At 54.6% G+C, this 15,000-nt stretch carries 11 protein-coding genes; 5 read left to right on the plus strand and 6 right to left on the minus strand.

Annotated features, from left to right (window positions below; translation table 11 throughout):
• Positions 1-51 precede the first annotated feature (51 nt).
• The 3 genes from uxaC (at position 52) to AOY24_RS20905 (ending at position 3,603) form a co-directional block, all read left to right on the plus strand.
• Positions 52-1,464, plus strand: coding sequence for a glucuronate isomerase (gene uxaC / locus AOY24_RS20895; RefSeq protein WP_044328005.1), 1,413 nt, complete (start codon positions 52-54; stop codon positions 1,462-1,464).
• A 14-nt stretch (positions 1,465-1,478) separates the two neighbouring features.
• Complete coding sequence (locus AOY24_RS20900; protein ID WP_044265554.1) at positions 1,479-2,966, plus strand: UxaA family hydrolase; 1,488 nt, start codon at positions 1,479-1,481, stop codon at positions 2,964-2,966.
• Positions 2,967-3,048: 82 nt separating this feature from the next.
• Entirely contained in the window at positions 3,049-3,603 is a 555-nt protein-coding gene (locus AOY24_RS20905) for a YgjV family protein (protein ID WP_046487516.1), read from the plus strand.
• A 16-nt stretch (positions 3,604-3,619) separates the two neighbouring features.
• Here AOY24_RS20905 and sstT read toward each other — a convergent pair whose 3' ends face one another.
• The 4 genes from sstT to AOY24_RS20925 all read right to left on the minus strand — a co-directional run bounded on the left by sstT (position 3,620) and on the right by AOY24_RS20925 (position 7,925).
• A complete protein-coding gene (gene sstT / locus AOY24_RS20910; RefSeq protein ID WP_042998220.1) occupies positions 3,620-4,864 on the minus strand; it encodes a serine/threonine transporter SstT in 1,245 nt (414 codons plus the stop codon).
• Positions 4,865-5,116: 252 nt separating this feature from the next.
• Positions 5,117-6,082, minus strand: a complete 966-nt coding sequence (locus tag AOY24_RS20915; protein WP_042998219.1) for a TerC family protein — start codon at positions 6,080-6,082, stop codon at positions 5,117-5,119.
• 271 nt (positions 6,083-6,353) lie between these two features.
• Positions 6,354-7,352, minus strand: a complete 999-nt coding sequence (locus AOY24_RS20920; RefSeq protein ID WP_044265555.1) for a Gfo/Idh/MocA family protein — start codon at positions 7,350-7,352, stop codon at positions 6,354-6,356.
• Positions 7,353-7,421: 69 nt separating this feature from the next.
• Positions 7,422-7,925, minus strand: coding sequence for a M48 family metallopeptidase (locus AOY24_RS20925; protein WP_044255814.1), 504 nt, complete (start codon positions 7,923-7,925; stop codon positions 7,422-7,424).
• A gap of 83 nt (positions 7,926-8,008) precedes the next feature.
• Between AOY24_RS20925 and rlmG the strand changes: the two genes are divergently transcribed.
• Positions 8,009-9,145, plus strand: coding sequence for a 23S rRNA (guanine(1835)-N(2))-methyltransferase RlmG (gene rlmG / locus AOY24_RS20930; RefSeq protein WP_044255811.1), 1,137 nt, complete (start codon positions 8,009-8,011; stop codon positions 9,143-9,145).
• Between the two features lie 45 nt (positions 9,146-9,190).
• Here the strand turns inward: rlmG and AOY24_RS20935 are convergent, their stop codons facing one another.
• The gene (locus AOY24_RS20935) at positions 9,191-11,209 is read right to left on the minus strand and encodes an FAD-dependent oxidoreductase (protein WP_042998215.1); all 2,019 of its coding nucleotides are present in this window, start codon (positions 11,207-11,209) and stop codon (positions 9,191-9,193) included.
• A gap of 176 nt (positions 11,210-11,385) precedes the next feature.
• Complete coding sequence (ygjG, locus tag AOY24_RS20940; RefSeq protein ID WP_200906168.1) at positions 11,386-12,765, minus strand: putrescine aminotransferase; 1,380 nt, start codon at positions 12,763-12,765, stop codon at positions 11,386-11,388.
• A 430-nt stretch (positions 12,766-13,195) separates the two neighbouring features.
• On the opposite strand from ygjG, the gene AOY24_RS20945 reads away from it, so the two are divergent.
• Entirely contained in the window at positions 13,196-14,716 is a 1,521-nt protein-coding gene (locus AOY24_RS20945; protein WP_042998213.1) for a PAS domain-containing methyl-accepting chemotaxis protein, read from the plus strand.
• Positions 14,717-15,000: the final 284 nt, after the last annotated feature.

The following is a 15,000-nucleotide window of genomic DNA, read 5'->3' on the forward strand; positions in this document are numbered from 1 at the left end:
TCAGCATCGCTACATAAGCAATCAGACGCACTCGTTGAGAGGAAGACGATAATGACCCCGTTTATGACAGAAGATTTTCTACTTGATACTGAATTTGCCCGCCGTCTGTATCATGATTATGCGAAAGACCAGCCTATCTTCGATTACCATTGCCATCTGCCGCCACAGCAAATCGCCGAAGACTACCGGTTCAAGAATCTGTATGACATCTGGCTGAAAGGCGACCATTACAAATGGCGCGCGATGCGCACTAACGGTGTCGCTGAGCGCCTGTGTACCGGCGACGCTTCCGACCGCGAGAAGTTTGACGCGTGGGCGGCGACGGTTCCGCATACGATCGGCAACCCGTTATACCACTGGACGCACCTTGAACTGCGTCGCCCATTCGGCGTGACAGGTAAGCTGCTTTCTCCGTCGACTGCGGACGAAATCTGGAATCAGTGCAACGAACTGCTGGCGCAGGATGAATTCTCCGCACGCGGCATCATGCAGCAGATGAACGTGAAAATGGTCGGCACGACTGACGATCCGATCGATTCGCTGGAGCATCACGCAACGGTCGCAAAAGACAGCAGCTTCTCCGTGAAAGTTTTGCCAAGCTGGCGTCCGGATAAAGCCTTCAATATTGAGCAGGCGACCTTCAACGATTACATGGCAAAACTGGGTGAAGTGTCGGACACCGACATTCGCCGCTTTACCGATCTGCAAAGTGCGCTGACCAAACGTCTGGATCATTTTGCGGCGCACGGCTGCAAAGTTTCCGACCACGCGCTGGATGTGGTGCTGTTCGCAGAGTCCAGCGACGCTGAACTGGATAGCATTCTGGCACGTCGCCTGGCAGGCGAGACGCTGAACGAACATGAAGTGGCGCAGTTCAAAACGGCTGTGCTGGTGTTCCTGGGGGCGGAATATGCGCGTCGCGGTTGGGTACAGCAATACCATATTGGCGCCCTGCGCAATAACAACCTGCGCCAGTTCAAACTGCTGGGGCCGGATGTGGGCTTTGACTCCATCAACGACCGTCCGATGGCGGAAGAGTTATCAAAACTGCTCAGCAAACAGAATGAAGAAAACCTGTTGCCGAAAACCATTCTCTACTGCCTGAACCCGCGCGATAACGAGGTGCTGGGCACCATGATCGGCAACTTCCAGGGGGAAGGGATGCCGGGCAAAATGCAGTTCGGTTCCGGCTGGTGGTTCAACGATCAGAAAGACGGCATGGAACGTCAGATGACGCAACTGGCGCAATTGGGTCTGTTAAGCCGCTTTGTCGGCATGCTGACCGACAGCCGCAGCTTCCTGTCTTATACCCGTCACGAATACTTCCGTCGCATTCTCTGCCAGATGATTGGCCGCTGGGTGCAGGCCGGTGAAGCCCCGGCAGATAGTCAACTGCTGGGCGAGATGGTGAAAAACATTTGCTTTAACAATGCGCGTGATTACTTCGCCATTGAACTGAACTAAGGTCCGGGGTTGATATGCAATACATCAAAATCCATGTGCAGGATAACGTTGCGGTCGCGCTGGCTGATTTGGCGCAGGGAACGGAAGTCACTGTGGACAACCACACCGTAACGCTTCGCCAGGATATTGCTCGCGGACATAAATTTGCGCTGAGTGACATCAGGAAAGGGGCGTACGTGATTAAGTATGGTCAGCCTATCGGCCATGCTTTGACGGACATTGCGGCGGGTGAACATATTCACGCCCACAATACTCGCACCAATCTGAGCGATTTGGATGAGTATCGCTATCAACCCGATTTTCAGGATCTTCCTGCGCAACCGGCGGATCGCGACGTGCAGATTTATCGTCGCGCTAATGGGGACGTCGGGGTACGAAACGAACTCTGGATCCTGCCAACCGTTGGCTGCGTCAACGGGATTGCGCGCCAGATCCAGAGCCGTTTCCTGAAAGAGACGAATGATGCTGAGGGCACTGACGGTGTCTTCCTGTTCAGCCACACCTACGGCTGCTCGCAGCTTGGCGACGATCACATCAACACCCGCACCATGCTGCAAAACATGGTCCGTCATCCGAACGCCGGCGCGGTGCTGGTGATTGGCCTGGGATGTGAAAACAACCAGGTCGATGCCTTCCGCGAAACGCTGGGCGACTTCAATCCTGAGCGTGTGCACTTTATGATTTGTCAGCATCAGGACGATGAAGTGGAGGCGGGACTTGAACATCTTCATCAGCTTTATGACGTGATGCGCCACGACAAACGCGAGCCGGGGAAACTGAGCGAGCTGAAGTTTGGTCTGGAGTGTGGTGGTTCAGACGGGCTTTCCGGGATCACCGCGAACCCGATGCTTGGTCGCTTCTCTGACTACATGATTGCCAACGGCGGCACCACCGTGCTGACCGAAGTGCCGGAGATGTTCGGGGCGGAGCAATTGCTGATGAGTCACTGTCGCGACGAAGAAACGTTCGGCAAACTGGTCACCATGGTCAATGACTTCAAGCAGTATTTTATCGCCCACAATCAGCCGATTTACGAAAACCCTTCGCCGGGTAACAAAGCCGGTGGGATCACTACGCTGGAAGACAAGTCGTTGGGCTGTACGCAGAAAGCGGGTTCCAGTCAGGTGGTTGACGTGCTGCGCTACGGCGAGCGTTTGAAAACCCACGGTCTGAATCTGCTGAGCGCGCCGGGTAATGATGCGGTTGCCACCAGTGCGCTGGCGGGTGCCGGTTGTCACATGGTGTTGTTCAGCACCGGTCGCGGTACTCCTTACGGCGGATTTGTGCCGACGGTGAAAATTGCCACCAACAGCGAACTGGCGGCGAAGAAAAAGCACTGGATCGACTTTGATGCGGGCCAGTTGATCCACGGCAAAGCGATGCCGCAACTGCTGAATGAGTTCATTGATACCATCGTCGATTTCGCCAACGGTAAGCAGACCTGCAACGAACGCAATGATTTCCGCGAACTGGCTATCTTTAAAAGCGGCGTAACGTTGTAAAAAGTGCCGAATGACGGCAAAACGCCTTATCAGGCCTACGCTGGCAGGCCTGATAAGCGCAGTAATGGAGTTGATGTCGTTTATGACCGCGTATTGGCTGGCTCAGGGCGTCGGTGTGCTCGCGTTTCTGATTGGCATTACGACGTTTTTCAACCGCGATGAGCGCCGCTTCCGACTCCAGCTTGCCGTCTATAGCGCCACGATAGGCGTACACTTCTTTCTGATGGGCGCCTGGCCCGCCGGGATGAGCGCGGAACTCAATACCGTGCGTACTCTGGTGTCGATGCGCACCCGCAAACTGTGGGTGATGGCGCTGTTCATTATCCTCACCCTGGTGCTAGGGCTGGCGAAACTACAGCATGCGATGGAAATTCTGCCCATCATCGGCACGCTCGCCAGTACCTGGGCGCTGTTCCGCTGTAAAGGATTAACGGTGCGCTGCGTGATGTGGTGTGCGACTGCCTGTTGGGTGGTACACAACTTCTGGCTGGGATCGATCGGCGGAACGCTGATTGAAGGCAGTTTTCTGGTGATGAACGGGCTGAACATTATTCGTTTCTGGCGTATGAAACGCCGGGGAATCGATCCATTCAAAATTGAGAAAAGCGTACAGGAAGAGACCCCTTCCGCCAGATGACGGAAGGGTTTAAGGCTTAGCTACGCAGCGCGTTATTCGCCAGACGTTCGTCTTCAGCCTGGCAGGCTGCCGCGGTAAACAGGACGTCAGTGGAGGAGTTCAGCGCCGTCTCACAGGAATCCTGCAGCACGCCGATGATAAAGCCGACAGCAACCACCTGCATGGCGATATCGTTCGGGATACCAAACATATTACAGGCCAGCGGGATCAGCAGCAGCGAGCCACCTGCAACACCGGATGCGCCGCAGGCGCACAGCGAGGCGACCACGCTCAACAGCAGCGCGGTGGGCAGATCCACCGGAACGCCCAGCGTATGCACCGCTGCCAGCGTTAACACCGTAATGGTGATCGCCGCGCCCGCCATATTGATGGTGGCGCCCAGCGGAATAGAAACGGAATAGGTATCGCGATCCAGATTCAGTTTTTCACACAGCGCCATATTCACCGGAATATTCGCTGCTGAACTGCGGGTGAAGAAAGCATAAACGCCGCTTTCACGCAGGCAGGCAAAAACCAGCGGATACGGATTGCGACGAATTTTCCAGAATACCAGCAGTGGGTTGATCACCAGCGCGACCAGAGCCATACAGCCGACCAGCACAACCAGCAGTTGCGCGTAGCCCCACAGCGTGGAGAAGCCGGTGGTGGCGAGGGTCGATGCGACAAGACCAAAAATACCAATCGGGGCAAAGCGGATCACCAGTTTCACCATAAAGGTCACGGCGTTCGACATATCATTGACCAGATTTTTGGTGGTGTCGTTGCCATGACGCAGGGCAAAACCAAGGCCGACCGCCCACACCAGGATGCCGATATAGTTGGCATTCAGCAGCGCATCAATAGGGTTAGAGACCATGCTCATCAGCAGGCCACGCAGTACTTCTACAATGCCTGACGGTGGCACGATATCATGCGAACTGGTGACCAGATGCAACGTTGAAGGGAAGGCGAAGCTGAAGACTACCGCGGCGAGCGCCGCAGAAAACGTCCCCAACAGATAGAGAAACAGAATCGGGCGAATGCTGGTTTTTTGCCCGTGCTGATGGTTGGCGATCGACGCCATCACCAGCATCAGAACCAGAATCGGGGCGACGGCTTTTAACGCACCGACGAACAATGTGCCGAGCAAGCCAACGGCAATGGCTGCCGGTTTTGAAATCCATGCCAGTATGATCCCCAGTACGAGACCTACCAAAATTTGTTTAACCAGGCTTCCTTGAGCCAAACGCTGTAGCAGCCCCGATGAACGTTGCGTAGTCATTTCTTGATCCTTACAGTGTGTTGTTGCTCATCCTTCGCGCGTTCTATGGACGCCGCTTTCCGGATGTAACAAAGTGTTTGCCTGGTTGAGTATAAGGAAAGATAACGCTTCGGGAAGCGAAATATGCTGGATTTCATGCTGCGGTCATGTTTTGTAACTTGGTGTTAACAATATTGTGACATGTTCTACAAAAAGCAGAGGCCAGATTATCTATTGGCCGGGGACGCGCTAGCGTCGCCCGGCACGACAGAATTACGCCTGTTGTTTCTTATCATGCTGGTAGTTGACCCAGGCGTTGATCAGTAACGTCACGACCAGGATGCCAAATACCACGCCGAGCGAAATCGCAATCGGGATATGGTAGAAGTCGACGATCAGCATCTTTATACCGATAAACACCAGGATCACCGCCAGACCGTATTTCAGCATAGAGAACCGCTCTGCAACTCCCGACAGCAGGAAGTACATGGCACGCAGGCCCAGGATCGCGAACAGGTTCGAGGTCAGAACGATGAACGGGTCAGTCGTAACAGCAAAAATAGCCGGAATACTGTCGACCGCAAAAATAACGTCGCTCAGTTCCACCAGGATCAGCACCAGCAGTAGCGGCGTGGCATACAGCAGACCCTTTTTACGCACGAAGAAATGTTCGTTCTCGATAGTATCCGTCATGCGCAGATGTCCGCGCAGCCAGCGCACCAGAGGCTTATCGCCAATGCCGGCGTCATCTTCTTTCGCCAGCGCCATTTTTACCCCGGTAAACAGCAGGAAAGCGCCAAACACGTACAGCATCCATTCGAACTGCGTAATCAGCCAGGTACCAGCAAAAATCATTATCGTACGTAGCACGATGGCACCCAGCACGCCGTAGACCAGTACCCGACGTTGCAGGGCAGGCGGCACCGAGAAGTAGCTGAACAACATCAGCCAGACAAAGACGTTATCGACGGCGAGGGATTTTTCGATCAGATAACCCGTGAGGAACGCCAGCGCCTGCGGATCGGCGACGGCGCGGCCTTCGGTTTGTACCAGGTACCACCAGAATGCAGCGTTAAACAGTAGCGAGAGCGTGACCCAGACCAGGGACCAGGCAGCCGCTTGCTTCATGGTCATCGTATGTACGCCACGACGCCCCTGCAAAAAGAGGTCGATAGCCAGCATGATCACCACAACAACAGCGAATCCGCCCCATAACAACGGTGTGCCGACAGTATTCATCATCATTCCTTACACATAAAAAAAACGGCCAACGTCGGAAGACGTCAGCCGCTGCTTTTTATGCATAGACCTCGCCTTCCGGCAAGGTCTCACTTACAACAAAAAAAGAATGCGTTAGCGCATTCCTTTGTCGTTGCCCGGTGACCGGATGTGGTTTTTCACACATCGTAATGACGATCGACCGACAATGAAGTTACTCCCCTTTGCAGGTAACAAAATATGACAGGCCACGCATTCCGTCAATGGCCTGTAACATCTGTTTTACAATGTTTTACGCAGTCGCTGCGCGGCTGGCATTGTCTGCCGGGAAGATGACGCCGGTCTGGCGACGAATCTCGGTTAACAATTTTGCCGTGATGCGACTGTTGGACAATCCAGGGTGATTCACTTCATTGGCGTCCACCAGTGCTGCAAACGCCTGTGCCTCATACAGCATAGTATTGATGTGCTGCGGTTGGGTAAGATCCTGGGTTTTCCCGCCGCGCGGAACAAAACAAACCTTCTGGCATTCGGAGATTTTTTCGATCACCAGCGATCCGGCTTCGCCCTGAATTTCACTGTCGACAACGGAATCACTCACTTTGGAATGCTGGAGGGTGACGCTGAAATCACCGTAGTCCATCACCACCACGCCGTGGGCATCGACACCGCTCTCCAGCAGACTGGCAGAGGCCTGTACGCTGTGCGGTTCGCCCCATAGCGCCACAGCGGAAGCCAGGCAGTAGAAGCCAATGTCCATGATCGAGCCATTGGAGAAGGCCGGGTTAAAGGTGTTCGGGTTTTCGCCGTCAAGATAGCGCTGATAGCGCGACGAGTACTGACAGTAATTGAGGAACGCTTTGCGCATTTTACCGACTTTCGGCAGCGATTGTTGTAACAGCAGGAAGTTAGGCAGACTGGCGGTTTTAAACGCTTCGTAAAGCACCACTTGATTTTCCCGCGCACAGGCGATGGCGGCTTCGACTTCGGCCAGATTCGACGCCAGTGGCTTCTCGCAGATCACATGCTTTTTATGGCTCAGAAACAGTTGGGTCTGGGGAAAGTGCAGCGAGTTCGGGCTGGCAATGTACACTGCGTCAATCGCCTCGCTTTGCGCCATCGCATCCAGCGAGGTAAACAGATGCTCGACGAGGTAATCATTGGCGAAGGTTTGCGCCTGTTCGAGGCTGCGGGAATAGACTGCGGTTAACTTATATTTGCCGGTCTCATGGGCGGCATCCACAAACTGGCGGGTGATCCAGTTTGTGCCAATCACTGCGAAACGTATCATAAATGCCTTCAGGCTCCATAAAGGGATTCTGTCGTCAATTTAGCACGCCTTTATGACAAAGCCAGTGCGCTACTGCGCAGTTTCCTTTAACGACAACTGCGTCAACCAGAGGCGGGTATCAAATTCCAACTGGTGATAGTGCGGTTCCATGTGACAGCAAAGCTGATAAAACGCCTTGTTGTGCTCCTTTTCCTTCAGATGCGCCAGTTCGTGGACGACGATCATTCGCAAAAAGGGTTCCGGCGCATTGCGAAACACGGTGGCGACGCGGATCTCGGCTTTCGCTTTCAGCTTGCCGCCTTGTACGCGAGAGACCGCTGTGTGCAGGCCGAGCGCATTCTTCAGCACGTGGATCTTATTGTCATACATCACTTTGTTGATCGGCGGGGCGTTACGCAGAAATTGATTTTTCAGATCCTGGGTGTATTGCCAGAGCGCTTTATCCGTCGCGAAATCATGCGTTCCCGGATAGCGCTTTTCCAGCACCGCGCCCAGCCGTTGCTCGGCAATCAGCGTGCGCACCTGAGAAAGCAGGTGCTCCGGGTAGCCCTGGAGGTAAGTTAATTGGCTCATCGTCACCCATGCAAATCATAAAAAGTGTATACTCACGCACCCTTTTACGGGATACGCCGAAATTTTACCATTCAGGAGGGCCGATGAGCCACACAGACAACGGTTTCCGTTCACTGACACTAAAACGTTTCCCGGAAACGGACGACGTTAACCCACTGTTGGCGTGGGAAGCGGCCGATGATTATCTGCTGCAACAGGTGGACGATACGGAGATTCGCGGCCCGGTGCTGATCCTGAATGATACCTTCGGTGCGCTGAGCTGTGCGCTGGCGGAGCAGTCGCCGTACAGCATTGGTGATTCGTATTTAAGCGAACTGGCAACGCGTGAAAACCTGCGCCATAACGACCTCGCGGAGTCCAGCGTCAAGTTTCTCGACAGCACGGCAGAGTACCCGCAGGCGCCGGACGTGGTGCTGATCAAAGTGCCGAAAACGCTGGCACTGCTTGAGCAACAGCTGCGCGCGCTGCGAAAAGTGGTGACCCCGCAAACCCGTATCATTGCTGGCGCGAAGGCGCGGGATATCCATAACTCCACGCTGGAGCTGTTTGAGAAAGTGCTCGGTCCAACGACTACCACGCTGGCGTGGAAAAAGGCGCGTCTCATCAATTGCACCTTCAGCGAGCCGGCTCTGGCTGATGCGCCGGAAACGCTGAGCTGGAAACTGGAAGGCACCGACTGGACCATCCATAACCATGCCAACGTCTTCTCCCGCACCGGGCTGGATATTGGCGCCCGTTTCTTTATGCAGCACCTGCCAGAGAATCTGGAAGGGGAGATTGTCGATCTCGGCTGTGGCAACGGGGTAATTGGTCTGACGCTGCTGGAAAAAAATCCGCAGGCGAGCGTGGTGTTTGTCGATGAATCCCCAATGGCGGTGGCGTCCAGCCGTCTGAATGTGGAAACTAACCTGCCTGAAGCCATCGATCGCTGTGAGTTTATGATTAACAACGCGCTGTCCGGGGTTGAGCCTTTTCGCTTTAACGCCGTACTGTGCAACCCGCCGTTCCATCAGAAGCATGCGCTGACGGATAACATTGCCTGGGAAATGTTCCACCACGCCCGTCGCTGCCTGAAGATCAACGGCGAGCTGTATATCGTCGCCAACCGTCACCTCGACTATTTCCACAAGCTGAAGAAGATCTTCGGCAACTGCGCCACCGTTGCGACCAACAATAAGTTTGTGGTGCTCAAAGCGGTGAAAGTCGGCCGCCGTCGCTAAGCGAACTGCCCATGCCCGGCACGCACAATGTGACCGGGCAATGAATTAAATTCCCAGCGCCAGACGGGTGCCCTGGGCAATGGCCCGGCGGGCATCCAGTTCCATCGCTACATCACAGCCGCCGATTAAGTGCACCGTCTTTCCCGCCGCATGCAGCGGTTCTGCCAGCTCACGTCGCGGCTCTTGACCCGCACAAATAATGACGTTATCGACTTCCAGCGTCTGCGCTTCACCACCGATCAACACGTGCAGACCGGTGTCGTCGATCTTCTGATAGCTGACTGCCGGGATCATCTTCACACCGCGTGAAAGCAACGTGGTGCGATGGATCCAACCGGTGGTTTTTCCCAGTCCCTCGCCGGGTTTGCTGGCCTTGCGCTGGAGCATCACAATCTGACGCGGGCTGCGAGCCAGATGCGGGCCTTCCGGACGTAATCCGCCGGCCTGTTGCAGGCTGGTGTCGATACCCCATTCCACACAGAAATCGGCAATGTTCTGGCTGGTGGGTTCGCCGGGCTGACTCAGGTACATTGCGGTATCAAAGCCGATCCCGCCGCAGCCAACGATCGCCACCCGATTCCCCACCGGGGTTTTGTCACGCAGGACATCGAGGTAGGTTAAAACCTTCGGATGATCGATGCCGTCGATCGGCGGCCTGCGCGGCTCGATCCCGCTGGCGAGGATCACCTCATCGAATGCCTGCAGATCGTCTGCTGCAACATAATGATTGAGTTTCAGGGTGACGCCGGTGACGTCAATCATCCGACGGTAATAGCGGAGCGTTTCATAAAACTCCTCTTTACCGGGGATCTGTTTGGCAATATTAAACTGCCCGCCGATCTCGCCCAGCGCATCAAAGAGGGTGACATGATGACCGCGTGCCGCCGCATTGATAGCAAAGGCAAGACCCGCCGGGCCCGCGCCGACGACAGCCAGATTTTTTATTGTGGAAGCCGGAACAACAGGCATTTTGGTTTCATGGCAGGCGCGGGGATTCACCAGGCACGACGTGATTTTGCCGACGAAGATCTGATCCAGGCACGCCTGATTACAGCCGATGCAGGTGTTAATTTCATCGGCACGCCCCGATTGCGCTTTCGACAGCAGTTCGGCATCCGCGAGAAACGGGCGCGCCATCGACACCATATCGGCATCACCACGCGCCAGAATTTCATCGGCAACCTGCGGATCGTTAATCCGGTTAGTGGTGACCAGTGGCAGCGAAACGTGCCCTTTCAGCTTACGCGTTACCCAACTGAAGGCGCCGCGCGGTACCGGCGTGGCGATAGTGGGAATGCGCGCTTCATGCCAGCCAATTCCGGTGTTGATGAGCGTTGCGCCTGCGGCTTCAATGGCCTGCGCCAGTTGCACTGTTTCTGCAAAAGTGCCGCCTTTTTCCACCAGATCAAGCATCGACAGGCGGTAGATAATAATAAAGTCGTTCCCCACCCGCTGACGCACCGCACGTACCACTTCAATGGCAAAGCGCATACGATTGGTATAATCACCGCCCCATTCATCGTCGCGCTGATTGGTGCGCAGGGCGAGAAACTCGTTAATCAGGTACCCTTCCGAGCCCATGACCTCCACGCCGTCGTAACCCGCCTCCCGTGCCAGTTGGGCACAGTGCGCGAAGTCTTCTATCAGTTGCAGAATTTCTTCGTGGCTCAGTGCGTGCGGGGTAAACCGGTTGATGGGGGCCTGAATTGCGGAAGGGGCTACCAGTTGTGGTTGATAGCTGTAGCGCCCGGTATGCAGGATCTGTAGCGCTATTTTCCCGCCTTCACGATGAACCGCGTCGGTGATGATGCGGTGATGCGGCACCTCACGGGCGTCATTGAGCGTCGCGCCGCCTTCCATCGTGACGCCAGACGACGCGGGGGCGATGCCACCCGTGACAATCAGTGCGACGCCGTGCCGGGCTCGCTCGGCATAGAAAGCGGCCAGGCGTTCCGCGCCATCAGGATACTCTTCAAGTCCCGTGTGCATTGAACCCATCAGCACGCGGTTTTTAAGCCGAGTAAAACCAAGATCAAGCGGGGCGAACAGCGACGGATAGCGCATAAGATTGTCCAGTATGTAAAATTATTGTTATGTGGTCGGATGAGTGTCTAATTTAGTCGTCGGCAGGGAAAAGGGAAAAGGGGAATGCGATGATTGTGATGGGATTCAAAAAATGCCCCCGGGCAGGGGGCATTTGTTCACAGGCCAGAATGGTGTTTCATCACCCGGCAAGCTGTTTACACCTCTTCTATGCTCACCCGCAGCGCCGCCAGCGCTTTACGCGTGGCTTTCAGCACTTGCTCACACTGCTCAATGGTCAGCGTTAACGGCGGTTCAATGCGGATCGTTTTCGAGTTGTTGAGCGTTCCGGCAACCAGGACCCGCTGGCGGAACATCTCGCTGGCGAAATTGTAGCCGGTTTCATTGTCGACAAACTCGATTGCCATCAGCATCCCTTTCCCGCGGGCGTCCTGCACCAGGTCAGGGAACTCTCGCGCCAGTTGGCGAAAACCGTCCAGCAGGATATCGCCTTTCTGTTCCGCTTGTGCCGGTAAGTTCTGCTCCAGCAGCACATTGATGGTGGCCAGCGCGGCCGCACAGGCCAGCGGATTGCCACCGAAGGTGGTGGTGTGCAGGAAGGGGTTATCAAACAGTACCGAGAAGACCTCTTCGGTGGCGATCGTCGCGCCAATCGGCATCACGCCGCCGCCCAGCGCTTTTGCCAGGCAGAGAATGTCGGGCTGCACGTTCTCATGCTCGCAGGCAAACATCTTGCCGGTACGCCCCATGCCGGTCTGGACTTCATCAAGGATCATCAGCGCGCCAAATTCGTCGCAGAGTTTACGTACGGCGGCGAGATAACCCTGCGGTGGCAGGATCACGCCACCTTCACCCTGGATAGGCTCCAGAATCACCGCAGCCACATCATCTCCGGTTTTTTTGCACTCGCTGAGCGCGGTACGCATGGCCTCAATATTGCCGAACGGCACATGACGGAAGCCCGGCAGCAGCGGCATAAACGGCTTGCGGAACGTCGATTTGGCGGTGGCGGACAGCGCGCCCAACGACTTACCGTGAAACGCGCCGCTGGTGGCGATAAAGGTAAATTTGCCGCGTGGTGACTGATACGCCTTCGCCAGTTTCAGCGCCGCTTCGACCGATTCGGTACCACTGTTGCTAAAGAAGCTGTATTTGAGTTTTCCGGGCGCCAGGGCAGCAAGGGTTTTTGCCAGCATGGCCCGCAGTGGGTCAAGCAGTTCCTGACTATGCAGAGGTTGTTTCGCGAGTTGATTCTGTACGGCGGAAACCACAACTGGATTACGGTGCCCCACGTTGAAAATTCCAAAACCTCCCAGGCAGTCGACAAACTCCTGTCCCTGGGTGTCGACAAGCGTGTTCAGACTTCCCGCTTGCCACTCTACGGCTCCGTAATCCCCGCCGGCGGTAACAGATTTGCGATACTCTAAAAATCCCGGATTGACATGTTCTTTGAAGTAATCAATCACCTCTCGGTTAAGTGCTTTCATCTCCTCATGATCAAGCGTTCGCTTCTCAATGAGATTCAGTGCGTGCGCACTACAGGCCAAAGCCGATGCGCTGGAAGGTAACCTGTTCAAAATATGCTCCCGGAGATCGCGTATCACATGATACCGATTTAAGTATTGCAGGGATTGCGCCATCCCGGCGGCGCTGATGAAAATCGGGATAAACACCAGGGAGAACTGTTATTGCGCAACATTTAATCTCATTTGTTAACACTTGCTGGGTTTTTGTGCAAAATGAAGACCGTGTGAGATCGGCGTCAGAAGGGGCGATTGCGCAGAAATAGTGCAAAATTTGCGCGATAACAGTGCGCGACCCACAGTGTGATTTTATAGTTTCAACGTGAAAGTATTTTAAATCAATCAATTAGAATTCGTACAAAATATGAGGTTTAATCGCAAATTGCGATCTAAATCAAATTTAACATCTAAAGATAAATCTGTTAGCGCCGAAATAACATCTGACAAGAAGTTAACAACCAGATAACTTGCACAGGACGCGACTATGTCTTCTCAGCTCTACGTTACCCAGCAAAATACACCGCTGGATGACGATACGACCCTCATGTCGACAACCGATCTCTACAGCTACATCACGCACGCCAACGATACGTTCGTCAATATTAGCGGTTACTCACTCAATGAATTGCTGGCGCAACCGCACAACCTGGTGCGTCACCCGGACATGCCGAAAGCAGCCTTTGCTGACATGTGGTACACCCTGCAGCAGGGTGAGCCCTGGAGCGGCATCGTCAAGAATCGCCGTAAAAATGGCGATCACTATTGGGTCCGGGCGAACGCGGTACCGATGGTGCGCGAGGGGAACGTGACGGGGTACATGTCAATTCGCACCCGCGCGACGGATGCGGAGATCGCCACGGTTGAGCCGCTTTACAAGGCGCTCAATGAAGGTCGTTGTCGACGCCGGATCCACAAAGGACTGGTTGTGCGTAAAGGATGGCTCGGGAAACTACCGGCAATGCCGGTGCGTTGGCGGGTCCGCAGCGTGATGGCGCTGATCTACGTGGTATTGGCGGCGGTGCTACACCTGTCTGGTGCGCCATGGCTTGCACAACTGATGTGTGTGCTGGTGATGCTACTGGGTACAGCGGCGTTTGAGTGGCAGATTGTTCGTCCGATTGAGAACGTCGCGAAGCAGGCGCTGAAGGTAGCGACCGGTGAGCGAAACAGCGTGGCGCATCTGAATCGCAGTGATGAACTGGGGTTGACGCTACGCGCTGTCGGGCAACTTGGTCTGATGTGTCGCTGGCTAATTAACGACGTTTCAAGCCAGGTGTCGAGCGTCAGAAACGGCAGCGAAGCCTTAGCGAAAGGCAACGACGATCTGAATAAGCATACGCGTCAGACGGTCGATAACGTCCAGCAGACGGTGACCACCATGAATCAAATGGCTGCGTCGGTAAAACAAAACTCCGAAACCGCATCCGCCGCCGATAAGCTGTCGATTGCCGCCAGTAGCGCGGCGGCACAGGGCGGTGAAGCAATGGACACCGTGATTAAAACCATGGATGACATCGCCAACAGCACGCAGCGCATTGGCACCATCACCACGCTGATTAACGACATCGCTTTCCAGACCAATATTCTGGCGTTGAACGCCGCAGTTGAAGCGGCCAGGGCGGGTGAGCAAGGCAAAGGGTTTGCCGTCGTGGCGGGTGAAGTGCGCCATCTGGCCAGCCGCAGCGCCAGCGCGGCGAATGATATTCGTAAGCTAATCGATGCCAGTGCGGATAAAGTGCAGTCGGGTTCTCAGCAGGTCCACGCCGCGGGACGTACGATGGATGATATTGTCTCTCAGGTACAAAACGTCACTCAGTTGATTGCGCAGATCAGCCATTCAACGCTTGAACAGTCCGACGGATTGACCAGTCTGACGCGTGCGGTAGGCGAACTTAACGACATCACGCAGAAGAACGCCGAGTTGGTTGAAGAGAGCGCGCAGGTGTCCGCCATGGTTAAACACCGTGCCAGCCGTCTGGCGGATGCCGTGACGGTGTTGCACTAATCCTTTCTTTTATCCGCATCAACGCTTACCGGTAATGGTAAGCGTCATTGTAATAATAATGTTAATAACATATTAAATATTACCACCTACGGGTGGTTTTTTTATTTTATTCGCATCTTTTCATTTCTGTCTTTGGGCTATTTGGACATCATAAAAAATCGTTTATATAACGATCGGTCTGCCTTTATTCATCGTCAAAAACTATTTACCGGCAGTTATTGATAATAAAAAGCGATCAATATCATAAAGTTAGTGAGTTTGTTACCGATAAAGGAATCTGTCTG

It is taken from the genome of Citrobacter sp. CtB7.12 (assembly GCF_001297795.1).
GTDB lineage: Bacteria > Pseudomonadota > Gammaproteobacteria > Enterobacterales > Enterobacteriaceae > Citrobacter_A > Citrobacter_A amalonaticus.